The 23,751-nt window shown below is 71.7% G+C and carries 22 protein-coding genes, 1 tRNA gene and 2 pseudogenes; 9 read left to right on the forward strand and 16 right to left on the reverse strand.

Going from position 1 to position 23,751, the window contains the following annotated elements:
* Positions 1–138 precede the first annotated feature (138 nt).
* Positions 139–651 (forward strand): CAP domain-containing protein, encoded by a 513-nt coding sequence (locus FHS38_RS19300; protein ID WP_184734985.1) that lies wholly within the window; start codon positions 139–141, stop codon positions 649–651.
* 105 nt (positions 652–756) lie between these two features.
* On the opposite strand, the gene FHS38_RS19305 is transcribed toward FHS38_RS19300, so the two are convergent.
* Both FHS38_RS19305 and FHS38_RS19310 read right to left on the reverse strand, forming a co-directional pair.
* On the reverse strand, positions 757–2,229 hold the full coding sequence (locus tag FHS38_RS19305; RefSeq protein ID WP_184734987.1) for an aminopeptidase P family protein: 1,473 nt from the start codon (positions 2,227–2,229) through the stop codon (positions 757–759).
* Positions 2,230–2,477: 248 nt separating this feature from the next.
* Complete coding sequence (locus FHS38_RS19310; protein WP_184734989.1) at positions 2,478–4,091, reverse strand: PP2C family protein-serine/threonine phosphatase; 1,614 nt, start codon at positions 4,089–4,091, stop codon at positions 2,478–2,480.
* An 805-nt stretch (positions 4,092–4,896) separates the two neighbouring features.
* Between FHS38_RS19310 and FHS38_RS19315 the strand changes: the two genes are divergently transcribed.
* Complete coding sequence (locus FHS38_RS19315; protein WP_184734991.1) at positions 4,897–5,664, forward strand: bifunctional DNA primase/polymerase; 768 nt, start codon at positions 4,897–4,899, stop codon at positions 5,662–5,664.
* A gap of 358 nt (positions 5,665–6,022) precedes the next feature.
* Positions 6,023–6,772 (forward strand): hypothetical protein, encoded by a 750-nt coding sequence (locus FHS38_RS19320; protein ID WP_308433631.1) that lies wholly within the window; start codon positions 6,023–6,025, stop codon positions 6,770–6,772.
* Between the two features lie 997 nt (positions 6,773–7,769).
* Here the strand turns inward: FHS38_RS19320 and FHS38_RS19325 are convergent.
* The 3 genes and pseudogenes from FHS38_RS19325 to FHS38_RS19335 all read right to left on the reverse strand — a co-directional run bounded on the left by FHS38_RS19325 (position 7,770) and on the right by FHS38_RS19335 (position 10,817).
* On the reverse strand, positions 7,770–8,738 hold the full coding sequence (locus FHS38_RS19325; protein WP_184734993.1) for a DUF5926 family protein: 969 nt from the start codon (positions 8,736–8,738) through the stop codon (positions 7,770–7,772).
* A 583-nt stretch (positions 8,739–9,321) separates the two neighbouring features.
* Positions 9,322–9,960, reverse strand: a pseudogene (locus FHS38_RS19330) (ATP-binding protein).
* Positions 9,961–9,992: 32 nt separating this feature from the next.
* On the reverse strand, positions 9,993–10,817 hold the full coding sequence (locus FHS38_RS19335; protein WP_229822879.1) for a glycerophosphodiester phosphodiesterase: 825 nt from the start codon (positions 10,815–10,817) through the stop codon (positions 9,993–9,995).
* Between the two features lie 160 nt (positions 10,818–10,977).
* Here FHS38_RS19335 and FHS38_RS19340 point away from each other — a divergent pair, with 160 nt between their 5' ends.
* On the forward strand, positions 10,978–12,690 hold the full coding sequence (locus tag FHS38_RS19340) for a S1C family serine protease (RefSeq protein WP_184734997.1): 1,713 nt from the start codon (positions 10,978–10,980) through the stop codon (positions 12,688–12,690).
* A 49-nt stretch (positions 12,691–12,739) separates the two neighbouring features.
* Here the strand turns inward: FHS38_RS19340 and FHS38_RS19345 are convergent, their stop codons facing one another.
* On the reverse strand, positions 12,740–13,849 hold the full coding sequence (locus FHS38_RS19345; RefSeq protein ID WP_184734998.1) for an alpha/beta hydrolase: 1,110 nt from the start codon (positions 13,847–13,849) through the stop codon (positions 12,740–12,742).
* Between the two features lie 188 nt (positions 13,850–14,037).
* Positions 14,038–14,718, reverse strand: a complete 681-nt coding sequence (locus tag FHS38_RS19350) for an alpha/beta fold hydrolase (protein ID WP_184735000.1) — start codon at positions 14,716–14,718, stop codon at positions 14,038–14,040.
* A 146-nt stretch (positions 14,719–14,864) separates the two neighbouring features.
* Here FHS38_RS19350 and FHS38_RS19355 point away from each other — a divergent pair, with 146 nt between their 5' ends.
* Entirely contained in the window at positions 14,865–15,407 is a 543-nt protein-coding gene (locus FHS38_RS19355) for a CGNR zinc finger domain-containing protein (protein WP_184735002.1), read from the forward strand.
* 234 nt (positions 15,408–15,641) lie between these two features.
* Positions 15,642–15,728: transfer RNA gene (locus FHS38_RS19360), tRNA-Ser, on the forward strand.
* A 149-nt stretch (positions 15,729–15,877) separates the two neighbouring features.
* Here FHS38_RS19360 and FHS38_RS19365 read toward each other — a convergent pair.
* Entirely contained in the window at positions 15,878–16,384 is a 507-nt protein-coding gene (locus FHS38_RS19365; protein WP_184735004.1) for a carboxymuconolactone decarboxylase family protein, read from the reverse strand.
* Between the two features lie 98 nt (positions 16,385–16,482).
* Entirely contained in the window at positions 16,483–17,310 is an 828-nt protein-coding gene (locus tag FHS38_RS19370; protein ID WP_184735006.1) for an NAD(P)H-binding protein, read from the reverse strand.
* Positions 17,311–17,381: 71 nt separating this feature from the next.
* Between FHS38_RS19370 and FHS38_RS19375 the strand changes: the two genes are divergently transcribed.
* Both FHS38_RS19375 and FHS38_RS19380 read left to right on the forward strand, forming a co-directional pair.
* Positions 17,382–17,825, forward strand: a complete 444-nt coding sequence (locus FHS38_RS19375) for a winged helix-turn-helix transcriptional regulator (protein ID WP_184735008.1) — start codon at positions 17,382–17,384, stop codon at positions 17,823–17,825.
* A 143-nt stretch (positions 17,826–17,968) separates the two neighbouring features.
* On the forward strand, positions 17,969–18,670 hold the full coding sequence (locus FHS38_RS19380; protein ID WP_184735010.1) for an NAD(P)-dependent oxidoreductase: 702 nt from the start codon (positions 17,969–17,971) through the stop codon (positions 18,668–18,670).
* A gap of 4 nt (positions 18,671–18,674) precedes the next feature.
* Here FHS38_RS19380 and FHS38_RS19385 read toward each other — a convergent pair whose 3' ends face one another.
* The 3 genes from FHS38_RS19385 to FHS38_RS19395 form a co-directional block, all read right to left on the reverse strand.
* On the reverse strand, positions 18,675–19,085 hold the full coding sequence (locus tag FHS38_RS19385) for a VOC family protein (RefSeq protein WP_184735012.1): 411 nt from the start codon (positions 19,083–19,085) through the stop codon (positions 18,675–18,677).
* Positions 19,086–19,159: 74 nt separating this feature from the next.
* Positions 19,160–19,519, reverse strand: coding sequence for a helix-turn-helix domain-containing protein (locus FHS38_RS19390; protein ID WP_221495178.1), 360 nt, complete (start codon positions 19,517–19,519; stop codon positions 19,160–19,162).
* A gap of 143 nt (positions 19,520–19,662) precedes the next feature.
* Complete coding sequence (locus FHS38_RS19395; protein WP_184735016.1) at positions 19,663–20,112, reverse strand: hypothetical protein; 450 nt, start codon at positions 20,110–20,112, stop codon at positions 19,663–19,665.
* 433 nt (positions 20,113–20,545) lie between these two features.
* Between FHS38_RS19395 and FHS38_RS19400 the strand changes: the two genes are divergently transcribed.
* Complete coding sequence (locus tag FHS38_RS19400) at positions 20,546–21,571, forward strand: alpha/beta hydrolase (RefSeq protein WP_373301870.1); 1,026 nt, start codon at positions 20,546–20,548, stop codon at positions 21,569–21,571.
* Between the two features lie 13 nt (positions 21,572–21,584).
* Here the strand turns inward: FHS38_RS19400 and FHS38_RS19405 are convergent, their stop codons facing one another.
* The 4 genes and pseudogenes from FHS38_RS19405 to FHS38_RS19420 form a co-directional block, all read right to left on the reverse strand.
* A complete protein-coding gene (locus FHS38_RS19405) occupies positions 21,585–22,493 on the reverse strand; it encodes a YihY/virulence factor BrkB family protein (RefSeq protein ID WP_184735020.1) in 909 nt (302 codons plus the stop codon).
* An 82-nt stretch (positions 22,494–22,575) separates the two neighbouring features.
* Positions 22,576–22,884, reverse strand: coding sequence for an SCO5918 family protein (locus FHS38_RS19410; RefSeq protein WP_184735022.1), 309 nt, complete (start codon positions 22,882–22,884; stop codon positions 22,576–22,578).
* A 91-nt stretch (positions 22,885–22,975) separates the two neighbouring features.
* Positions 22,976–23,374: a CBS domain-containing protein gene (locus tag FHS38_RS19415; RefSeq protein ID WP_229822880.1), complete on the reverse strand. Its 399-nt coding sequence runs from the start codon at positions 23,372–23,374 to the stop codon at positions 22,976–22,978.
* 50 nt (positions 23,375–23,424) lie between these two features.
* Positions 23,425–23,751, reverse strand: a pseudogene (locus tag FHS38_RS19420) (DEAD/DEAH box helicase); the annotation flags it as partial.

Here is a 23,751-nt window from a genome sequence, read left to right on the forward strand (position 1 = left end):
CATTCAGCCAATTGTGGATACGCGTCGCGCCGGACGTTGATCGGCGGTTGATCGCTCCTTGACGGCTCTGCGCGAGGGTGTGGCCGTCGGCGCGGGCGCACCGGGCTCGCGCGTGGTTCAGCGAAGCAGAGGTACGAAGTGATCACCCTTCCGCAGGACTCCCAGGCCCCCGCCGAGCCCTTCACCCACGCCGAGCAGGACGCCGCCCACGGCCCGGTCCGCGTCGGGGCCGCACGGGAAGACGCCGGCGACTCGTGCTTGACCGCCGCCGCGGGTGACGCGCAGCTGTGGCAGGAGCGGATCTACGCCTTGGTGAACGACTACCGCACCGCCCGGGGCCTCGCCCCCCTCCGCCCCGACGACCGGCTCACCGGGGCCGCGACGACGAGCAGCCGGGAGCAGGCCCGCCGGCGGAGCCAGGGCCACTACCTTCCGCTGCGGGCCGAGGCCGACCGGCACGGCTACCCGGTCGTCGGCATCGCGGAGAACACGGGCGGTTGCTTCCACGACCCCGAGGAGATCTTCGCGGGCTGGCTCGGCGAGCCCGACCACGAGCGGGCGATGCTCAGCCCGAAGTTCACGCACATGGGGGCGGCCCTGACCGTGTCCGACACCCCGTACACGTCCCTGCTCATGGCCGGCACCTTGTGACGAAAGCCTGACGTGAGCCCGGGGCGACCCGGGTGCGGAAAGCCGGAGAGCCGCGCCCCGCGCGAAGCGGGACGCGGCTCTCGGTCGTCCACGAGCCCGGGGGCGTCAGCCCTTGAGGTTCGCCATCCACGCCTCGACGTCGGCGGACGTACGGGGCAGGCCGTCGGAGAGGTTCCGGTTGCCGTCCTCCGTGACGAGGATGTCGTCCTCGATCCGGACGCCGATGCCGCGGTACTCCTCGGGCACGGACACGTCGTCGGCCTGGAAGTACAGGCCGGGCTCGACGGTCAGCACCATGCCGGGCTCCAGGACGCCGTCCACGTAGGTCTCCGTGCGGGCGACCGCGCAGTCGTGGACGTCCAGGCCGAGCATGTGGCCGGTGCCGTGCAGGGTCCAGCGGCGCTGGAGGCCGAGCTCCAGGACGCGCTCGACCGGGCCCTCGACCAGGCCCCACTCGACGAGCCGCTCCGCGAGGACGCGCTGGGCGGCGTCGTGGAAGTCGCGGTACTTCGCGCCGGGCTTGACCGCCGCGATGCCGGCCTCCTGGGCCTCGTACACCGCGTCGTAGATCTTGCGCTGGAGGTCGGTGTACGTGCCGTTGATCGGCAGCGTGCGCGTGACGTCCGCGGTGTAGAGGGTGTGCGTCTCGACACCGGCGTCGAGGAGCAGCAGTTCGCCGGAGCGGACCGGGCCGTCGTTGCGCACCCAGTGCAGGGTGGTGGCGTGCGGACCGGCGGCGCAGATCGAGCCGTAGCCGATGTCGTTGCCCTCGACCCGGGCGCGCAGGAAGAACGTTCCTTCGATGTAGCGCTCCGAGGTGGCCTCGGCCTTGTCGAGGACCTTCACGACGTCCTCGAAGCCGCGGACGGTGGAGTCCACCGCCTTCTGCAGCTCTGCTATTTCGAAGGCGTCCTTCACGAGCCGCTGCTCGCTGATGAAGACGCGCAGCTCCTCGTCGCGCTCGGCGGTGACCTTGTCGGTCAGGGCCGCCTCGATGCCGGCGTCGTGGCCGCGGACGCCCCGGACCGGGCCGGTGGCCTCGCGGAGGGCGTCGGCCAGCTCGCGGACGTCCTTGCAGGGCATGCCGTAGAGCTGCTCGGCCTCGGAGAGGCTGTGGCGGCGGCCGACCCACAGCTCGCCCATGCCGTCGAGCCAGAACTCGCCGTTCTCACGGTCCGAGCGCGGCAGCAGGTACAGCGTCGCCTCGTGCGCGCTCTGTCCCTCCGGGGCGTTCGTCGGCTCCAGGACCAGCACGCCGTCCTGGGTCTGGTCACCGGTGAGGTACACGTACTCGGTGGAGGCGCGGAAGCTGTACTCGGTGTCGTTCGAGCGAGTCTTCAGGTTGCCCGCGGGGATCACCAGTCGCTCACCGGGGAAACGCGCGGAGAGGCCCGCGCGACGGCGGGCGGTGTCCGGCGCCTGGGCTATCGGCCGCAGATCGCGCAGCTCGGTGTCGGCCCAGCCGGACTTCATGTTCTCGGCAAGCTCGTCGGAGACGGCCGGATACAGACCGTTCTTCCGCTGCTTGATCGGCTCGTCACCCTCGGGGTTCTCGGGCGCGGGCTGCTGCTCGGTCACTGCATTCCTCCTCGGACGGGGCCGCTACCCATCGTAAGTGCGGAGGAAAGCGGCGGAGAAGGTTACGTCGGAAGGAAGGCCGTACCGACTGTCATATGGATCAGCCGTGCGGTTCGTCGGCGGGGATCAGCGGTACGGATCAGTGGTTTTCGGACGCCGTCCCGCGAGGGGGCGGCGTCCCGCGAGCGGGCGGCCTCTGCGAAGGCTCGGCATCGTGCGAAGGGGCGGCGCCGCGCGAAGGCTCGGCGTCACTCGAAGTGGGCGACGAGCAGGATCACGTCCTCGCCGCTGTCCCCGCCCGTCGCCGCCGCCGCGGCGGTCAGCGCCCCGGCGGCCCGGTCGCTCTCCGCGTCGGCCCCGGCGCCCCTCGCGGGGCGCTCCGGCGGCAGCACGGCCCGCAGGACGTGGTCGGCGATGGCCTCCGGATCGTGCCGCAAAGCCTGCGGCACGCTCGCCGCTGCCTTGTGCAGCCGGGTGAAGGCCCGGTCCATCGCCTCGCCGGTGCGGTGCAGCAGCCCGTCGCTGTAGAAGAGGAGCGTCTCTCCCGGCGCGGGCTCGATCTCCACGCTGGGCGCCTCCCAGCAGGCGAGCATGCCCAGCGGCGCGGACAGCGACGTCTCCACGTACTCGGCGCCGCGCTCGCCGATGATCAGCGGCGGGCAGTGCCCGGCCCCGGCCAGGACGACCTTGTGCATCTGGTCCCCGGTGAGGGGGTCCTCGATGTTCTCGCAGTAGGCGAAGAGCGCGGTGGCGGCCCGGGCGGGCTCGGTCAGCCGCAGCAGGAGTTCGAGGTCGGAGAGGACGGCGACCGGGTCCTCGCCCTCCATGACGGCGTACGCGCGCAGGGAGGCCCGCAGCCTGCCCATCGCGGCGACGGCACTGGGGCCGGAACCAGTAATTCCGCCCACCGCGAGGCCGAGCGCGCCCTCGGGCAGCGGCAGCGCGTCGTACCAGGCACCGCCGCCGCGCGGCCCGGGGCGGTGGCGGACGGCGAGACGGACCCCGGCGACCCGGGGAAGGCGGCTGGGGAGCAGCTCCTCGCGGAGGGTGGCGACGGTCTCGCGGGCGCGGGTCAGCTCGACGAGACGGGCGAGGTGCTCGGTGGCGTAGCCGCAGTAGAGGCCGATCAGGTGCCGCTGGCGTTCGGTGGGTTCGGCCGGCTCGTCGTAGAGCCAGACGGCCGCGCCGAGCCTGCCCGTGGCGTTCTCCGTGCCGCCCGGCGGGTCGGACTCCAGCGGTACCGCGTAGCTGGCGGCGTAGCCCAGGCGGGCGGCGACCTCGCGGTGGCGCGGGTCGAGGCCGTCCTCGCCCGCGATGTCGGGGTGGGCGGTGCCGGACCGGTTGCCGACGGGCGGGAGGTCGTCGAGCAACTGCCCGTACGACGGGGGCGCGCCGGGGGCGGGGGGCGCCGAGGAAGGGGGCCGCGGGATCGTCTCGATGTGGCCGAGGTCGGAGCGGCCGAGGCCGAGTCCGACGGTGACGGGAGGGGCGAGCCCGTCGTCGGGCCGCAGGGTGACGAGGCCGCGGCGGGCGCCCACGAGCGTGGATCCGGCGCGCAGGAGTTCGTGCAGGGCGTCGTCGAGCGTGCCGGTGCGGGCGAGCCGCTCGGTCAGCTCCTGGAGCGTGGTCAGGTCGTAGATCCAGCCGGCGAGGCGGTCCTGGACCAGGGCGTTCAGCGCGAGGGGGGAGAGCAGGGACTCGTCGGGCGGGCCCGTGGCGGGCGCGGGGAGGGTGGCTGCCGTGGGGGTCGGGCCGGCGGGCTCACCGGCGAGGGCCGATGACGCGGCGGGGGCGGAAGTGTGCGCGGGTGCGGGGACCGGAGAGTCGATTCCGGCCACTTTCGGCAGGTGGGGGGCAGTCATGGTCTGCTGCCCGGTGCGAGGCGTACGCCAGTGCGAGAGAAGGGGCGGCGGGGGACGGTTCGGGGCACCCGGCCAAGCCATCGTGACCAGCCCAGCGGCCTGTGCGTGCTGCTCAATAGCATCGCAAACCCCCTGTCGTGTTGCGCGCTATCAATGCCTCCACATGTACACGCCCGGGTAAGGGGATGTCCAGCATTGGACCAGTGGGATTGGTGGTGTCTGGGAGGTTTCCAAGTTGGCCGGAAAATAGTCCTGAGGCCTTTGATTTGCGGTCGACTGGCGTCGCTCGACAGTGCGTCATGCCGACCGCGGCGGGTACGTACTCGGAGAAGGCCAGGGGTAGTTGGGGTCGCCCCGCAACCCGGCGGCGGGCCCCGGCGTCTTTACCGTCAACGGTCACGCCCGTCCCGAATGGCGAGGGGCAACCCATGCCGCAGGCGAGGGGTGCACAGCCCAGCACGAAGCGCCATGCGCGCGCCACCCCTCGCCAGGTTTCACGCTCGGCCCGCGGCGTGATGCGCTGCGGTGTACGCGCAGTGACTCGTGATCCATGTGGTGTGCAGGCCTCGAAAGGGCCACGGCGCGTCGCGCGACGCGCCACGTAGTGCCCGTAGTGCCATGTAGTCCCATGAAGACGTAGTCCGACGAAGGCCCACGTAGCCCCACAGCAGTTCCCCAGCAGTTCCCGCGCGGTTCCCATGCGGGCCGTGCGAAGTGTCATGTAGTGCGATTCAGGTAAAGCGATACGGCCCCCGTCCTGGACGGGGGCCCCACCTTCGGCGTTTACGGAAAGGAACGAGCGCTCATGCGCGAGATCCTCGGAAGGCGACGCAAGCTCTCGCTCCGGCGCGGTGGCCGGTCGGCGGTACTCACCGCGGCCCTGGCCTACGCCACGGAGTGGCAATGGCCCGTACTCCCCGGCGTCGGGCTGCGGCCCGGCGGCGGCCGACTGCGCGAGTGCGGCTGCCCGCATCCCGACTGCGCGGTCCCCGGCGCCCACCCGTTCGACCCCGGGCTGCTGGCCGCGAGCACGGACGCGCGGATGGTCCGCTGGTGGTGGACCAACAGGCCCGACGCTCCCGTCGTGCTCGCCACGGGCGGCAGGGCGCCGTGCGCGGTGAGCCTGCCGGCGGTCGCCGGGGCCCGGGCGCTGGCGGCGTTCGACCGCGCGGGCGTGCGGGTCGGCCCCGTGGTCGCGACCCCCACCCGCTGGACCCTGCTGGTGGCCCCCTACTCCCTCGAAGTCCTCGGCGAGCTGCTGCACAGCCAGGACTGGGTGCCCGGCTCGCTGCGCTTCCACGGGGAGGGCGGCTATGTGGTCCTGCCGCCGTCGCCCACCGGCACGGGCCGGGTCCGCTGGGAGCGGCCGCCGGTGCAGGCGGGCCCGGAGGCTCCGGAAGGCCGGGGCGCTGCCTTCGGCGGCAGGGTCGGCGCGGCCGTGGCGCTCCGCGTGGGCCGGACGACCGGACAGCCCGCGGCGCGGCCGTGGCTGCCCGACGTGGCCACGGTGGTCGACGTCCTGGTCGAGGAGAGCGCGGGCACGCCCGGGGGCGGCAGCAAGCTCGCGTACTGACCCCCTCGGACCGAGGGCGGGTTGGCGGGGACGACGGGGTTGACGGGGTGTGGGTCGGCGGGTGCCGCGTGTCGACGCGGGCGCCGGGCCCTCTTGGGCAGGCCGGTCGAGGCGGATCCTGCAAGGCGGACGAGAGCGCGTACGGACGGGAGACGCACGCGCTCTCACTCCTTGGAGTGAAAGCCGACGGAAGAACCACAGGAACGGCCGCGCGATCGCCCTGCGGGCCCTACGGTGCCCGCTATCTTGCGGGTGAGGGCCTGCGTCGGATGCCGTGCCGGGCGCCGTCGGTCCGGCGGGGGTGTGGGTCGAATCCGCCCCCGCGATCCAGCGTCCGCGGCGAGTTGCAGGTGGTCCCATGGAGCGTGCGTCCCGTCTGCCCGGAGAGTCCAGCGCGGCTCAGCAACGGGCGGCGAATCTGCGGATGGTCGCGCTCGCGAGCGCGGTGGCCCTGGCCGTCGTCCTGCCCCTGGCCGCAGCGACGGCGGGCCCGGCGGGCAGCGCGGGCGCGCAGGGCCCGGACAAGACCCAGGACATGACCCGGGACGGGGCCCGCGGCACGTCCAGGGACGCGGCGCGCGGTGCGGGCGAGGCGGAGGAGCCCCTCGTGCCGGGAGCGGCCGCTGAGGCCAACGGGGCTCATGGGGCCAATGAGGCCGCCGGGAGTGCCGTGGTTCCGGAGAACGCCGACGCCAAGCCGCAGAACGGGCGCCCGGGGGGCGGACCGTCGGCCGACCCCGACGAAGGGGTGGCGATCCTCCCGGCCCGCAGCTCCGCCCAGTGCGGCCCCGAACTCTCCTCGCCCGAGGGCGCCGAGGCCCAGACCTGCGTCCTGACGCAGGGGAGCGAGACCTGGGCGCGCACGTACTACCGCAACGCCACGGGCGAGCCCCTGACGGCCGTGCTGACCCTCATGGCCCCGGACGGCCGGACGGTCCAGGTGCACTGTCGGCTGAGCGCCTCCGATGATCCCGACGCCTGCGAGACGCCCCGCGAACCCACGGTTCGGGGACATGGCTCGTATACGGCGGTCGCGGAGATCGCTTCGACGAAGGGGAACCTCATGCTCCGGTCCGGGAGCAACTCGCCGGTGTCCGAGGAGGATTAGCGGGCCGCGTCCGTACGGGCGCGCCATGGCCGTGCCGTGGCTGCGGCGGGGACCCTCGCGGGGCTGGAAGGCGTCGTGGCAGGCCGTGTGAACAGGCACGTGGGACGCAGTGCGGCCGTTCGACGGCCGGGCCGCGGAGCCGGCCGATCGGCGGGCCGGATTCCGGGCATGGAAACGCCCGGTCGCTGGCGACGGGGGATGCACCAGCGACCGGGCTCCTAGAACCGTAACAAGAGATCGGCGGTTCGCAAATTCGATCGCGGATTTCCGGACGCCGATTTCCGGGCTGGCAGCGGGAGTTGTGACAGGAGTCACGTGAATGACGCCCTCCGGAAGCGTTTACGGGCCCCTGCCGGGACCCTGCCGGGGGCTCGGCGGGGTCCTCGGTGCGGACGGCTGGGGCCTCCGGCGGGGACGGCGGGTGCCTCCGGCGGGCATGGCCGCAACTCCCGGCGGCGACCACCGGGCTTCCGGTGGGATGGCCGGGCTTCCCGTTGGGGAGTCCGGGGCTTTCGCCAGGCGCCGCCGGGCGTCCGGTGGGGAGTCCGGGGCTTCGGCAGGTATCGCCGCAACTCCCGGCGGCGACCACCGGGCTTCCAGAGGGAATCAACAGGGACGCCCGGGGCTCCCCGGTGGAGGCCACCGGCCCCCCCGGTGGGGACGGCCGGGGCTTCCGCCAGGTACCGCCGCAACTTCCGGTGGCGACCGTCGGGCTTCCGGAGAGAGTCAACGGGGTTCCCACTAGCGACGCCCGGGGCGCACGGGTGGAGGCCACCGGCTTCCCCGGTGGGGGAGTCCGGGGCTTTCGCCAGGCGCCGCCGGGCGCCCCGTGGGGGCGTCCGGGGCTTCCGGTGGGAATCACCGGGCCCGCTGGGGGACCGTCGGCCGTTCGTGGGAACCGCCGACGGCCCCGGTGGGTTCACCGGGGCCGTCGGCAGGCGCGGGCAGGGCTTCCGGCAGGCGCCGCCGGGCTACCGGCTTCCGTGCCCCTAAGTCGTCAGTTCAAGGTCACCTGACGGCTGGTGAGCCCGCCGCGCGCCCGCCGCTCCTCGGCGGTCAGCGGCGACTCGTCGGCGAGCGCCTCGGCCAGCCGCTCCGCGAAGGCCGCCGCCGGCTTCTCGACGTCCTGGGCGCCCATCTCGCTCGGCAGGTCCCAGACGGGGACGATCAGCCCGTGCGCGCGGAACGACCCGACCAGGCGGGTGCCCTCACCGAGCGAGGTCGCGCCCGCGACGTGCAGCCGGGCGAGGGCGTCGAGCAGCTTCTCCTCCGGGACGGTCATGACCCAGCGCAGGTGGTTCTTGTCCGGAACCTCGCACCAGTACGCGGCGTCGACCCCGGACAGCCGGACGGTGGGGATCGCGGCGGCGTTGGCCCGCTCCAGCGACGCGGCGACGTCACCGGTGGCGTTCTCGGCGTTCTCGACCCAGAACTCGAAGCCCGTGTGGACGGCGGGCTCGAACGGGCCCTCCGGGTCCAGCAGGTCCTGCAGGCGCGGGCCCTCGGCCCCGGTGCGCTCGGCGGCGACGGGGCTGCCGGGGGCGGCCTCCAGGGCGCGCTGGAGCGTGGCGGCGAGGTCGCGGCTCAGGTCGCCGGTCGGGGTGTCGTTCTGCAGCCCCAGCAGCACGGCGCCGTTGTCGCGGCGCAGCGCGGGCCACGCCATCGGCAGCACGGTGGCCAGCGTCACCGACGGCACGCCCTCGGGCAGCCCGCCCTTGAGCTTGAGCTCCACGGTCGCGGCGGGCACCAGCTCGCGCAGCGCGACCCAGTCGGCCTCCCCGGGCAGCCCCTCGAAGGGCCGCTGCACCAGCTCGACGACGGCGTGCGAGGCCTCGCGCCCGTGGCAGGCCTTGTAACGACGGCCCGACCCGCAGGGGCAGGGCTCACGGGCACCGACGACGGGGATGGTGCCGTCGCCTGCCTGCGGCGTGGCGGCCTTGGTCTGAGGGCGGCGCTTCTTGGCCATGGCGTGCGTATCTCCCGTATCGGTCCTACCGGCTCGTACGGGCCGGCTCGTACGGGCGCGAGCCTAGCGCGGGGTGACTCGCGTCATGCGGGGCCGCTCACGTGGCGCGGGTCCGCTCGCGCGGGGCGACTGCGGGTGCGTGGCTCCGCCTGGCGTCGTTCACTTCGCGAAGTGGTCCCGATGTGGTCTTCCGCCCCGGCGGGCCGGTGGTCGGCGGGGCCGCCACGGTCGAACCGGACCGGTGGCGCGGGTCCGCTCGCGCGGGGTGGCGCGCCCCCGACGGCTTGCGCCCTGCGAAGCCCTCACGGCCGAACCGGACGGTGGCGCGGTCCGCCGCGTCGGCGGTCCTCGTCCCGGGGTGCGTGGGACGCGAGTCGCTCGCACGGAACGGCTGCGGGCTCGCTGGCGCGGAGCCGGCCGGGTCGGGCCTCCCGGACCCGACCGGTCGGCCCGCGGACGGACCGTGCCGGCCCGCTCGTGCGGATGCCGCGTGGCTGAAGAGGGCTGTGACCGTCGGTCAGCGGCGCTGGGGGCCGTGTCGACCTGGACTGAACGGCCGACACCGTCTACGCGCGTCGCATTTCTACGTCAGACCGTCGATGTCGGAGAAAGCGAGCTCGGGGTCGAGGGGGGCCCGCACAGGGGTGAAGTCATCACGCGCGGAGAGCGCAAGCGCGGCCCAGACGGTCACCTCGCCGGATCCACCGGCGTCCCGGACGCCCCAGTCCTGGGAGATCGCGCTGATGATGTTCAACCCCCGGCCGCCGCGCGCGGTCACCGAAGGAGTGGCCGGAAACGGTCGGGTCGGTCCGCCGCCGTCCGTGACCTCGACGGTCAGCCGGCCGCGCCTGTCCATGTGCCAGGCGGCGCGTATGCCGCCGTTCTCCGCTCCGTCGCATTCGCCCTTCGACAGGCTCAGCGGTCGTCCGTGCCGGTACGCGTTGCTGAGCAACTCCGAAAGGATCAGCACCGCGTCGTCGATGACCGAATCCGGCACCCCGCTGACGCGCAGGTCCTTCCGCATCCGGTGTCTCGCCTCACCCACGCCGGCGGGACCATGGGGTACGGCCATGATCGACGACGTGGCCACCTCCTGTGCCACCATCAACGCCACCCCCGAGACCTCCTTTGCCCCACGTCAGGGGATGGATGCCCCAATGGCCTGGACCGGAAACCGGCCATCCTGGACGGGGTGAGGCACTTGTGGCGGCCGAATACGCATCGAACGCGCCGGTGCACTCCATGTAATGGGCACTAGGGGCGGCCGAGTTGGGAAAGCACCTCCTTGGGCCGGTTTGTGATCACCGCGTCGACTCCGAGCCGGGCGCACAGCTCGACATCGGCCTGTTCGTTCACGGTCCAGACGTGCACCTGGTGGCCGGCGCGGTGCAGCCGCGCCACGTAGCCGGGGTTGTTGCGGATGATCCGGATGCTCGGGCCCGCGATGCGCACCCCCGGGGGCAGTCGCCCGTCACGATGGCGGGGCGAGACGAACTGCATCAGATAGACGGTCGGAATGGCGGGCGCCGCCGCCCGCACCCGGTGCAGGGACCGGGCCGAGAAGCTCATCACCCGTACGGGCGAGGGTTGCCCCACGGGCGGGGCGGCGAGTCCGAAGCGGCCGAGGAGGTCGAGCAGCCGCTCCTCGACCTGGCCCGCCCAACGGGTCGGGTGCTTGGTCTCGATGGCCAGCTCGACCGGACGACCTGCGTCGGCGACGAGTTCGAGGAGGCGCTCGAGGGTGAGGACGGACGTGCTGTCGCGGTCGGGGGCCTCGGAATCGGCGGCCTGGCCCTTCCAGGACCCGAAGTCGAGGGCCGAGAGGTCGGACAGCTCCATGGCGGAGACGGCCCCGCGCCCGTTGGAGGTGCGATTGACGCGGCGGTCGTGGACGCAGACGAGATGCCCGTCGGCGGTCAGCCGCACATCGCACTCCAGCGCGTCGGCGCCGTCCTCGATCGCTTTGCGGTAGGCGGCCAGGGTGTGTTCCGGGGCGTCTTCGGAGGCCCCTCGGTGGGCGATGACGGCGGGGGGCTGGCGCTCGGGGGGAAAGTCCCGGGCCGGGTGCGCATGGGTCACCGCGTTATCGTGCCACCGCCTGGCACAATCGCGCATGCAGTCCAATTTGTCCGGAGTAAAGGACGATGGGCGCGGGCACAGTCTCCGCTTACGGCGGTCTGACGTGCCATGGGAAAAGCTGTTAGCGGAAAACTTTCTGTAGTTGATTGAGGAGACAGCTGTGAGCACCGAGAACGAGGGCGCCGCCGTTCCGCCTGCGGCTGGGCGGGGTGTGGAGTCTTCGACGCCGACCGCCGAAGCGGAGCGCCCCATTCCGGCGGCTCCCGAGGCTCCTCCGGTTCCGCCCGTTCCGACGGAGCCGCCCGCGGCGGAGCCGGTGCGGGACGCGGCCCCCGCCGATGCGGAACAGCCCGCGGCGGCCGAGCAGACGACGCAGCTCCCGCCCGTGGAGCAGACCGCCCAGCTTCCGGCTGCCGAGGAGACGTCGCAGCTTCCGGCCGTCGACCCGAAGCCGATGACGGGCCCGTCGTCCGCACCGGCGGCGGCGCCGATGGCGGCACCCGCGCACCAGACCCCCGCGCACCAGACCCCCGCGCACCAGACCCCCGCGCCCCAGGCGCACCCCCAGCAGCAGCCGCAGGCGCACCCGCATCCCATGTACGCGGAAGCGGGAGCCGCGGGTCAGGGCGGTGGCGGCTGGTACGGCGGTGGCGGCGCGCCGCAGCAGCCGTACGGCGGAGCCGGTGGCGCCGGGCCCGTGGGCCCGGGAATGGCGTGGGGCGCCCCGCCGCCCCCGCCGGCGCGCAAGCGCTCCGGCGGCATCGTGGCGGCCGTGCTCGCGGCGGCGCTCGTCGCGGGCGGTGTCGGCGGCGGCATCGGCTACTGGGCGGCCGACCGCAACGAGACGGGTGACTCGACGACGGTCTCGGCCTCCGGCGACCCCAAGGTGGAGAGCCGCTCGCCGGGTTCCGTGGCGGCCATCGCGAGCAAGGCCCTGCCGAGCGTCGTCACCATCGAGGCGCAGAGCAGCAATGGCGAGGGCGGCACGGGCACCGGCTTCGTGTACGACAAGGAAGGCCACATCCTCACCAACAACCACGTCGTCGCGTCGGCGGCCGAGGGCGGCAAGCTCCGCGCCACGTTCTCGAACGGCAAGAAGTACGACGCCGAGGTGATCGGCCGCGCCCAGGGCTACGACGTCGCGGTCCTCAAGCTGAAGGACGCCCCCGCGGGCACCCTCAAGCCGCTGCCCCTCGGTGACTCCGAGCGGGCCGCGGTGGGCGACGCGACGGTCGCGATCGGCGCGCCCTTCGGTCTGTCCGGCACGGTCACCACGGGCATCGTGAGTGCCAAGAAGCGCCCGGTGGCCTCCAGTGACGGCGGCGGCAGCGGAAACGCGTCGTACATGAGCGCGCTCCAGACGGACGCCTCGATCAACCCGGGCAACTCCGGCGGTCCGCTGCTCAACGCCCAGGGCGCGGTGATCGGCATCAACTCCGCCATCCAGTCCGCCGGTTCCGGTGGCGGTTTCGGTGGTGGTCAGCAGCAGTCCGGCAGCATCGGTCTGGGCTTCGCGATCCCGATCAACCAGGCCAAGAACGTCGCGGACACGCTCATCAAGACGGGCAAGCCGGTCTACCCGGTCATCGCCGCCACGGTGAACATGAAGGACACCGGCGCGGGCGCCAAGATCGCCCCCAGCGGTGCCAAGAACACCCCGGCCGTCACCCCCGGCGGCCCGGCCGACAAGGCGGGCCTCAAGCCGGGCGACGTGATCACCAAGCTCGACGACACGACGATCGACAGCGGCCCGACCCTGATCAGCGAGATCTGGACCCACAAGCCCGGCGACAAGGTCCAGCTCACCTACACCCGCGACGGCAAGTCGTCCACGGTGGAGATCACACTGGGCGAGCGCGACGGCGACAACTGACGCGCTGTGCCTCCCCGCGCCGGCCGAGGGCGGCGCGGGGAGGCATCACTCACTCCGCGGAGAGCCGGCTGCTGAGCCACCTCAGGGAGGGCGGTATCTCCCGGTTCCAGGTCTTGAAGTTGTGGCCGCCGTTGTCGAGCGTGATCGACGAGACGCGTGCGGGGGCCTTCACCTTCGCGATGAACCGCTGGGTGGCCTTGAAGTTGGACTCTCCCTGCTTGGACGTGGTGACCAGGAAGGACGAGTTGCCCTGCGGCAGGTGGTCCAGGCTCCACAGCAGGTCGGACCGCTTCTCCTCGCGCTTGTTCCCGTGGAAGAGGTCGCCGGAGTCCTTGTCTACCTCGGGCTTGTAGTCGGCCGAGAGGCCCACGCTGGCCGCGTAGGTCTCCGGATGCTGAAGGCCGATCTTCAGTGCGCAGTAGCCGCCGGTGGAGTCACCGATGAAGCCCCAGTTACGCGGCTTGGTGCCGGTGCGGTAGGTGCCGGAGAGCGCCTTCGTCAGGTCCTTGGCGAAGAACGTCTCCGTCTGCGGGCCGCCGGGGATGTCGACGCACTGGGTGTTGCGCGGCGGCGCGACGGTGGGCCGCATCATGACCAGGATCATCGGCTGCATCTTCTTCTGCTTGACCTGCGTCCAGGCCGTCTTCGGGTACCGCAGCCCCTTGAGCAGGTTCTCGGCGGTCCCCGGGAAGCCGGTCAGTACCACCGCGGCGGGAAACGTCTTCTTCTCGTTTCCCTTCTGGAAGTACTCCGGCGGCAGATAGACATAGGCCGGGGTGGCGATCCTGGACCGCTCTCCCTGCACATTGATTTTCTGTATCTCGCCGCTGATGTTGGGCTTTGCGGCACCCGGTACATCGGGCTTCTGTTTCCCGATCAGCTGCACGCCCGAGCCGCCGGCCGACTTCCCGTCGAAGTCCACGCCCTTCTCCCAGCCGAACAGTTCGTCCCAGGAGCCGTAGATGAGCATTTCCCTGTTCACGGCGAGGCCCACCGAGGAAAACAGCAGCGCCTGAATCGCGCAGACCAGCCCCACCCGGCCCAGGACCGGCCTCCAGCCCTGCCGCGCGAGGCGTGGCCAGCACCAGACGGTGACAGCGAATAACAGCACTGTGCCGAGCACGGCCAACACCACGACGCTGGTACTTGTCATTCCCATGGTTCAGGAAACTTTCTGCCGGACCCCGTACCGGACTTCATCGCCCGGACGCACCGCGCGGGGGTGCGCAACGGGGTAGATAAAGATCCGGCACGATCCGTTCCACTGCGGTCACCATGCTGCGGGTAACGAAAATCGCCGATGGCGTCCGCAAGCCGGCTCCGGTCCGGCGGGCAGTCCTTGGGCGTTCACAGGCCTTGCGTGAGGCCGTCCAGGTAGGCGGCCAGCTCCTTGGGGCGGGCGTACATGGGGCCGTGGCCGGTGTCCCATTCGGTGGCCCGCGCGCCCGTGCGGTCGGCCATTTCGCGCTGGGTGGCGGCGGGCAGCGCACGGTCCTGTGTCGCGATCAGGTAGTGCGAGGGCGCGTCGCGCCAGGCCGGGGCGCCGGACGGGGCGGCGTCGATGCCCAGGCGCGGGAACTTCTGCACGGCCCCGGCGAGCGCGGTGCGTTCGGCGTCGGCGTCGGCGGCGACGACCGTCCCGTAGGCGGGCCGGTCGATGTAGGAGTAGCCGTCCTCGGTGACCTTGAGGTGCTGGGGGAGCAGGCTTCCCGGGCGGCGGTGCGCGATGTCCCGGACCGACTCGCCCTCCTCGGGGGCGAAGGCCGCGATGTAGGACAGGGCCTTGACGTGGTCCTGGCCGACGGCCGCATTGGTGATCACCGCGCCGCCGTAGGACCAGCCCACCAGCAGCACGGGGCCGTCGACGGTGGACAGGAGCCGGCGCACGGCCGCGACGTCGCCTTCCAGTGATTCCAGGGGGAGCTGGGCGGCGACCGGCTCGTGCCCGAGTGCGCGAAGTTCGGCGATGGTCTCGCTCCAGGCGGAGCCGTCGGCCCACAGGCCGTGGACGAGAACGATGGCGGTCATGACGTGGAACCTCCGGGGACGGGAGAGCTGTGCGGCGATCTAACTGGTGAATGCGACTTTAAAGGTTAGAAATCCCCAAGGCAACCGACCACGTACCCTTGAGTGGTTAGACAGGACGCTGCGATGGACAGGACAAGGAGCCAGGGATGCGCCCGCTCGACCCCCGCCCCCTGACCGGAGAGCCCGTCTCGCTGGACCTGCTGAACACCCGGTGGATGCGCGACGGCGAACGCCAGGACCTGCTCACCGGCCCCGAAGGGCTGCGCATCTGGCTCGCGAGCAACGGCCTCGACGGCCGCTTCCCCGCCGATCAGGCGTCGCTGGAACACCTGCTCCTGGCCCGCGAGGCCCTCGCGGCGGCCGTTGACGGCCCCGGCGACCCGGCAGGCATCGAGCGCGTCGACGCCGTCCTCGAACACGGCCGGATCCGCGCCACCCTGACCGCCGAGGGCCCCGGCGAGGAGCCCGAGTTCGAGGACCCCACCTGGGGCGCGGCCTGGACCGCCGCACGCGACTACCTGGACCTCCTGCGCGCGGCCCCCGACCGGATCCGCCGCTGCGCGCACGAGGCGTGCATCCTGCACTTCTTCGACACCTCGCGAAACGGCACCCGCCGCTGGTGCTCGATGGCGGCCTGCGGCAACCGCGCCAAGGCCTCCCGCCACTACGCGAAGACCCGCACACCCTGACGGTGCGTCGGCCGCACGCTCGTGGGCAGGGTGACCGGAAAGCCTCCCGCACCGCCAGAGGGGCACGGCAAGCGCTGATCGTCAGCGGACGGCGCGACAACGTGCGGGACGGCGGCGCGTCGGCCCGCCTGACAACGGCCGGAACGTCTGCCGGTCCCACCCCTCGACCAGGGCCGCACGGCGGATTCGCCGACCCGGTAGGCTGTCCACCGCGCCGCCCAACAGGTGGCGTGGGGAGGCTTGCCCGAGCGGCCTAAGGGAACGGTCTTGAAAACCGTCGTGGCAGCGATGTCACCGAGGGTTCAAATCCCTCAGCCTCCGCCGTGTGGCCGTCCGGCCAGGTGAGAAGGGGTGCCCCGATTCCGGGAGCACCCCTTTCGCGTGTCCGGCGTGCAGCGCGCCGCCGGTCCATGTGACGCCGTGTCGATTAGCTCAAGTCCGCTCCCGGCGCGCGCCTCACCCGGTCGGGCTCAGTTCCACGGGTCCGTGAAGGACCGGCCGGGGACGGGCTTGGCTATGAGGGCGATGGAGATGAAGAAGTTGACCTGACCGATCGCGATCGTCAGGGTCGCGAGCGCCTTGGGGTCGTAGTGCTCGGCGACCTGGGCGTAGAGCTCGTCGGAGACCCGCTCGCCGTGTGCGGAGGGCTGGAGCACGGCTTCCACCAGGGCCAGCGCGGCGCGCTCCGCGGGGGTGAAGTAGGGCGAGTCCTGCCAGGACGCCACCGAGGTGATCTGCTCTTCCGACACCCCGGCCTTGCGCAGGAAACCCGTATGCAGGACGGTCAGGTAGGTGTTGCCGACGATCTGGCCGGCGCGCAGCTGGAGCAGGCTGATCGTGGTGCGCGGCACCGAGCGGTTGCCGGTGGCCTTGAACAGTGCCGCCGACACCTCGGCCAGCTCGGGAACGAGCTCCATCGGGTCCTGGGCCAGCCGCGGGCTCATGGGGACCTCTGCGGTGATCGAACGCGCGTTCATTGGTGTCTCCTTCGGGCTTTCACGTTGCTGTCACTGCCCTGACGGATGCCGTCGAAGGAATGTGACGGATGGAGTGGCCCAGCCCGAAAAAGTTTTGGCTACGCGGCAGGCGGCGCCGCGGCGACCGCGGCCTTGTACACGTCCAGTGCCGGGCGGGGCTCGCGGCCCAGGAGCGTGCGCAGGGCGTTGTCCTCGATCCCGGAGCCGTCCAGGAAGCCCCCGGCGATCGCCGAGTACGTGCTCACCAGCATCGGCACCTGGTAGGGCAGGGCCTCGCCTGCCGCGGTGATCGCCTCGCGGGCCGCGCCGAGCGAGCCGGGCTCGTACGAGCCTCCGATCGCGGCCGCCAACTCGGCACCGCCCAGGGCCCGCTCGCCGACGAGTTCGTACATCCGCCCCGCGTGCCGTTCCGGCTCGGTCACGACCCGGGCCGCCACCGCTGCGAGGTCGGCGCGGGCCACCGCGGCCAGGCGGCCCTCGCCCAGCGGTGCCGCGACCGTCCCGTCGGGGCCCGGGGCCGCGATGCCGGCGAGGAACTCGGCGTAGAGCCCGTTGCGCAGGATCGTCCACGCCAGCGGGCTGCGCTCGAGGCGGCGTTCGGTCCAGCGGTGGGCCAGGGCGTACGTCAGGTGGTCGCCGTCGCCGCTGAGGCTGGTGTAGACGACGTGCCGCACACCCGCCTTCTCGGCCGTCGATATCGCCGCGTCGTGGCGGGCGATGACGACGTCGTCCTCGCCGTATCCGGCGGAGACGATCAGCAAGGTGTCCACGCCGGTGAAGTCGAGCGAGGACGGGTCGTCGAAGTCGACGCGCCGTTCGGCGGTGGAGCGGGGCGTGCGGGTACCGAGCACGACGTCGTCCCGCCCGGCCAGTTCGCCGACGATGAGCGCTCCGAGCGCGCCGCCCGCACCGGTGACCAGAATCATTGAAATCTCCCCTCTGAGCTGTGTGTTTCCATCATCGGGAGCGAGTTCCGATCGCGTAAGGAGGCACATTGATGTCAGTAGGGCACACGGCGGTAACCACCCCCGTGCCGGACGAACCCGTGATCGTCTGCGAGACGCCACAGGACGAGTGCGGTGTGCGGGACGTGCTGGACCGGCTCGGCGACAAGTGGTCCGTCTATGTGGTGGTCGAGCTGGCCTCCGGCATCAGGCGGTTCAAGGAGTTGCAGCGGGCGATCCCCGGCAACATCTCGCAGCGCATGCTCACGCTCACCGTTCGGCGGCTGGAGCGGGACGGGCTGGTGGCGCGGACCGTGTACCCGACGATCCCGCCCCAGGTCGAGTACGAGCTGACGGAAATGGGCCACAGCCTCACCCACCTCGTGAAGACCCTGGCGGACTGGTCGATCGCCCACCGCCCGGCCATCGCTGCCTCCCGGGCTGCCTGGGACGCCGCCGCCACGGAGCCGACCACGGAGCCGGCCACCGCCCCCTGAACGGCCGCCGACCCGGCGGTTCCGCCCCCGGAACGTGCGGAGCGCCCGGACCCACAACAGAATCTGATTGCCGTGCCGAAACTGCACGCCGTATAGTTTGCGCACGGCGTGAATCGTCGCCGTTGCTGGCACAGGGGAGAGTCATGCACATCGGAGTCATCGGGGCCACGGGCGGCATCGGCAGTCGCGTCGTCACCGAAGCCCTCGGCCGGGGGCATCACGTCACGGCGTTCACCCGCGACGCCACGCGGATCAGCGAGGACCGGGAGAACGTCGTCTGGAAGAGCATCGACGTCCTCGACGCCGCGAGCGTCACCGCGGCCATCCCCGGTCTCGACGTGCTGATCAGCGGATTCCAGCCCGGCAACGCCGCCCGGGACTTCATGGACACCGTCGAGCGGTCGATCGCCGACCCCACGGTCTACGCCACGGCCGCGAAGGCGCTGATCAAGGCGTTGGAGAGCCACCCTCGGACCCGGCTGATCGTGATCGGCGGCGCCGGCAGCCTGGAGCTCGAGCCCGGGGTCGTGGCGGCCGACTCCGACGAGCTCCTGCACGAGACCCTCGATCAGCTCGGGCTGCCGAGGGGGTACGCCGCCGCGGTGCGCGGACACCGCGACGCCTTGAACGTCCTTCGCCTGTCCAACCGGCTCTGGACCTACTTCAGCCCCGCGGGGGACATCGCCCCCGGCGAGCGAACGGGCCGGTTCCGTATCGGCGGCGACCAGTTGGTCCTCGACGCCGACGGGCGCAGCCGCATCTCCATGGAGGACGCGGCAGTCGCGCTCGTCGACGAGGTGGAGCTGCCCCGCTTCGTCCAGCGCCGTTTCACGATCGGCTACTAGGGTCTCAGGCCTTCGGCTGGGTGAAGCGGATGCGGTTGCCGAAGGGGTCGCGGAGGCCGCAGTCGATTCCGTAGGGCCGCTCGGTGGGCTCCTCGGTGAACTCGACCCCCCGGGCCAGCAGCATCTCGTACGTCTTGCGGCAGTCGTCCGTGGTGAAGATGAGCCAGCCGCCCATCGCGCCCTTGGTCACCAACTCCCGGACCTGCTGCGCCGTTTCCTCGGACATCGCCGGTGCGCCCGGCTTCTCCAGCAGGATCTGGCGCTCGGGGTGGCCGGGGACGCTGACGGTCAGCCAGCGCATGAAGCCCATGTCGATGTCGGCGGCGGCCTCCAGGCCCAGCTTGTTGACGTAGAAGTCGAAGGCCTCGTCCTGGTCGAGGACGTATATCTGCGATTGCGTGATGGCGTTGAACATGTGCATCACGCTACTGGCCGGGGCGGCCGGAAACTTATCCAAAACTGCTCAGTGCCGATGGCCGGGACGGGCGGTCAGGCGCTCGGCCGCGTCCACGCCATCGTGAAGCACGTGGGCACGCCCGTGGGCGTCGCCTCCTTGCGGTACGTCCTCGGCGACCGGCCGACGATGTCGCTGAACGTGCGGCTGAACGTCCCCGGGCTGCCGAAGCCGACTTCGAAGCAGATGTCCGTCACGCTGCGGTCGGTCTCCCGCAGCAGGAACATCGCCCGCTCCACGCGGCGGCGTTGCAGATAGCGGTGCGGGGTCTCGCCGAACGTGGCCCGGAAGGTGCGCGTGAAGTGCGCCGGCGACACATGGGCGATCGCGGCCAGGGCCGGGACGTCCAGCGGCTGCGCGTAGGCGCGGTCCATCGCGTCCCGCGCCCGCAGCATGCGGCGGTTGGTGTCTTCGGTAGCGCTGCTCACGGTGCCATCACACCACGCACCGGCAGCGCGTGGGAGGGATGCGAGCGCCCGTGGGCCATGGGTTACGTCCGGCGAGGTCCGGTGCCCGGGCTACGGTCTTGCGGGGGCCGTCACTGGAGCGGGACCGGTACGGAGATCGGTGCCGTAACCCCCTGCCTGGCGGGCCTCTCCGGCAAGTCCTTGAGGTCCGCTGCGACCATGTCGGCAGCGAGCGTGGTTGCTGCCGCGTCCTCCCTCGCCACCTCATCGATGATCTTCGTGACGTCCTTGAACAGCTTGTCCAGTGCCTGCTCGAGCTCGTCGAGGGGGTCCGGAGCCCTCCCGGCGGCGGCGCGCAGTTGCTGCTGGAGGGCGCCGAGCTTCGCCGCGTCCGGCGACGCGGACCGCGCTTCACGAACGATCCGGTGCCCCAGGGAGACGGTCTCCTCCAGGGCCGTCGGCGCGGCGGCCACGGTCACGCGGCCGGGCTCCGGTGCTGCGGCCAGTGCCGGGGCGGTGACGCCCAGGGCGAGCGAGCCGCAGACAGCGGCTATGGCAGTGGATGCGAGCTTGATGCGCATGCTGGGCGCTTCCCATCGGTTCGGCTTGCTTGGGTGACTGCCCTGTTCAACCTGCGGCGGTCTCCAGTGCCCCGCAACCCGAATCCGCCCCCGCAAGACGTTGCCGGTGAACTGAACTCACCCCACCGATGCCCCTCTGACCTGCGGCATCGACGCCGCCCCCGCCAGTCGGCGGCAAGCGCGGGCAGGAACCGCCGTCTGGACGACAGTCGACCGGTTTGGGTTGGTTTGTATGCCTGTGGAATTTTTCACCGCGTGGATCGGGAACGCGGCGGCCCGAATCGGCCATCCCCTAGGGCACATCAGGTTGTCATGTGCCCCCTCGGGGGCCGCCGAACCATGCGGAGCGACGCGGATGACGTATTCACCTTCTGGCCACCACCCGCCCCACGGGCGCCGCCAGCGGTCCCGCGCCAGGCGGTGGATCATCGTCGTGGCGTCCATAGTCACGCTCGGGCTGATCGCCTGGCCCGTGATGACGCACTACGAGATACCCCCTTTCACCGACAAGGGCGACCCCGTCAGCTACGGCAAGGTCGAGGAGCCGGCTCCCGGCGGCGGTGGAAAGCAGGAGGTCGTCGACTCCAAGGTCCTGATGCCGACCGGCCCGCAGGCCAAGTTCAAGAACGCCCGGACCCTCGACGACGGCACCCACGTCAGCGTCGTCACCCTGGACGGCAAGAAGTCCGGCTTCAAGGGCAAGGTCTGGGTCTGGGCGCCCAAGGAGTACACGGACGACCCGAAGTACGCCAAGAGCGGCTTCCCCGTCATGATCGCCCTGCCCGGCGGCCCCGGCTTCGGCACCAACTACTGGTGGGCCGGCTTCAAGTTCCAGGAGAACATGGCCAAGTGGTACAAGGAAGGCAAGAGCAAGCCCTTCCTCCTGGCCATGCCGGTCCTGAACCCCGGCCCGGACGACAAGGGCACCTACTGGGACGGCAGTGACATCCCCGGCCAGCCCAAGATGGGCACCTGGCTGACCGAGGACGTCCCGGACCTGATGAAGGCCAACTTCCGCACGATCAAGTCGCGTGACGGCTGGGCGTTCATGGGCTCCTCCACCGGTGGCTTCGCGGGCCTGAAGGCCGTTCTGAAGCACCCGGACAAGTTCAAGGCCGCGATCGCGAACGGCCCGGACTTCGTCCCGGACTCCCTGCTCTGGCGCGGCCACGAGAAGGAGCAGCGGGAGAACACCCCCTCGGTGCTGGCCAAGCAGCTGATCGACACCAAGGGTCCGGACGTCTATCTCGCCTTCCAGGTCGGTACGCGGGAGGGCGCGGCGACCATGAAGGGCGTCAAGGACTTCATGGCCCAGTCCGGCAAGGGCCCGGTCCACACCTACCTGCGCCCGATCGAGGGCGGCAGGCACGATGGCGCGTCCTACGCGCCGAACCTGGGCCTCGGGCCCATCCAGTGGATCAGCGAGCAGATCTCGGGGCCGATCCCCGCCGGCTCCTGACGGTCTCTGCCTTCTACGTACTCTCGGGGCCCGGTTCGGCGTCGTGCTCGGCCTGTTTGGCCAGCTCGGCGTTGAACTGGGCCCCGAGCAGCAGCACCAGGTTGGCGATCCACAGCCAGACCAGGAACACCACCAGCCCCGCAAGCGAGCCGTACAGGCGGGGGTAGGTCCCGGCGTGGGACACGTAGAGGGCGAAGCCGGCCGAGGAGGCCAGCCACAGCAGGACGGCCAGTGCCCCGCCGGGGGCCATGCGCCGGACGGGCCGGGTCTGGGCGGGGCCGGAGCGGTAGAGCACCAGCACCAGGGTCACGGCGATGACCAGGAGTACGGGCCACCGGAGGGCGTCCCAGAGCATGACCGGCCCGCTGCCGAGGTTCAGTACCTGACCGAGCTTGCGGGCGAGACCGCCGGTGAGGACGAGCGCCAGGGCGCTGACGACGAGCAGTACGACCAGGACCAGCGCCGTCAGGACGATGCGTGGCGCGGTGCGCAGCACCGGCCGGCGGCTGTCGGTGCGTTCCATGGCGTAGACGGCACGGCGGAAGACGCTCAGGTAGCTGCTTCCCGACCACAGGGCGCCGATCGCGCCGAAGGTCGTCAGCAGCCAGGCCGCCGAGCGTTGCCCGGCCATCTCCAGCAGGGTGGAGCGCAGGAGTTCGCGGCTCTGGGCGGGGACGACGTCGGTGATGTCGTCGATCAGCCCGGTGGTGGAGGCCGGTTGGGAGAGGCCGAAGACCGACAGGATGACGAGCATGACGGGGAACAGGGCCAGCACGGTGTAATACGTCAGCGCGGCGGCCCAGTCGGTGATGTTGTCGTCCCACGCGGTGACCGGCGTGCGCCGCAAGGCCGCCGCGTACGTGTCGTACCAGGCCCGGCGGGTGCGGCCGGTCCGCTGCGAACGGTTGCTGTGACGTCCCATGGCCACCACCTTCGGAAGTCGCTTACCCCTGAAGGTCGGCTACCCCCAAGCCGCCGCCGCGCACTCGTCGAGCGACCGCGCGTTATGCGGCGGTCGGCGCTCCCAGCAGGGCGGACGCGGTCTGCAAGGGGCTGAGCTTCCGCGCCGGTACGAGCGGGGGGACCACGTTGCAGGTGAAGCCGAGGCGGGTCAGCGCCCGGGTCACCTCGCCGGCGGTGAAGTCGCGCCGGTCCTGCCTGGTGATCACTTCGCCGACCTGCTTGACGGGGTAGGCGCGGCGGCCGATCTGCACGGAGTCACCCGTGACGGGTTCGGGTTTGATGCCCTTCATCGATGCCTGCACGTCACTTTTGACCAGGTCGAAGGGGAAGCGGGCGATGACACAGCGCATGTTGCCTCCGGGGGAGGAGAGGGGGCCGATCAGAGCTGCCGACCCGAGGACACGAGGGATCGGTGCGGGAGCGGATCGGTGCGGGAGCGGATCAGTGCGGGAGGGCGAGGATTCCGAGGGCGTAGCCGTCCCCGTCGATCACGGGTGAGGCGTCCAGCGCCCGGGCCCGCAGTGCGCGTTCCGCATGGGGCAGCGGCGCGTCCGAGGCGGTGAAGGGGCCCCGGTCGTAGCCGACGTCCCGCAGGCGGGTGCTTTCGGCATACCAGGAGCCGCTGCGGTGGGCGGTGAGCTGGGCCCGGGTGACGAGACCGGCGCACCGGCCGTCCTCGTCCCAGACCAGGAGGTGCCGGACCCCGGCGCCGATGAGGACGGACAGGGCCAGGTCGACGACCATGTCCTCACCGACCTGCGGGCCGGGTGAGGCCATGGCGTCACCCGCCGTCAAAGTGGTGCCGTCCGTCAGCATCGGTTCTGCCAGAATCAGGGTCAATGGACACCTTCGTGTTCGAGGGATCAACGGGCGGCTGAGCGGGACCGCAGTTACGCGGCGCTGCTCACCGGAGGCGTCCGGTGGGAGCCGCCGGAGCGGGCCTGGGCGGAAGCGGCGCTGCGGCGCGCCTGCGCCGGTCGGCTGCGCTGGCCCCGCGAGGAGGAGCCCCGGCGCTTGGAGCGCTCGGCCACCGGCGCGGAGATGGTCACCGGGATTCCGGAAGGCGCCTGGGCACCGGTGATGCGGCTCAGTTCCGCTTCACCCGACCGCACCTGAGCCGACTGCGGGGTGATGCCGGCGTCGGCCATGAGGCGGGTCATGTCGCGGCGTTGGTTGGGCAGGACGAGGGTGACGACGCTGCCGGATTCTCCGGCGCG

The sequence above is a fragment of the Streptomyces netropsis genome, assembly GCF_014203545.1.
Classification (GTDB): Bacteria; Actinomycetota; Actinomycetes; order Streptomycetales; family Streptomycetaceae; genus Streptomyces; species Streptomyces netropsis.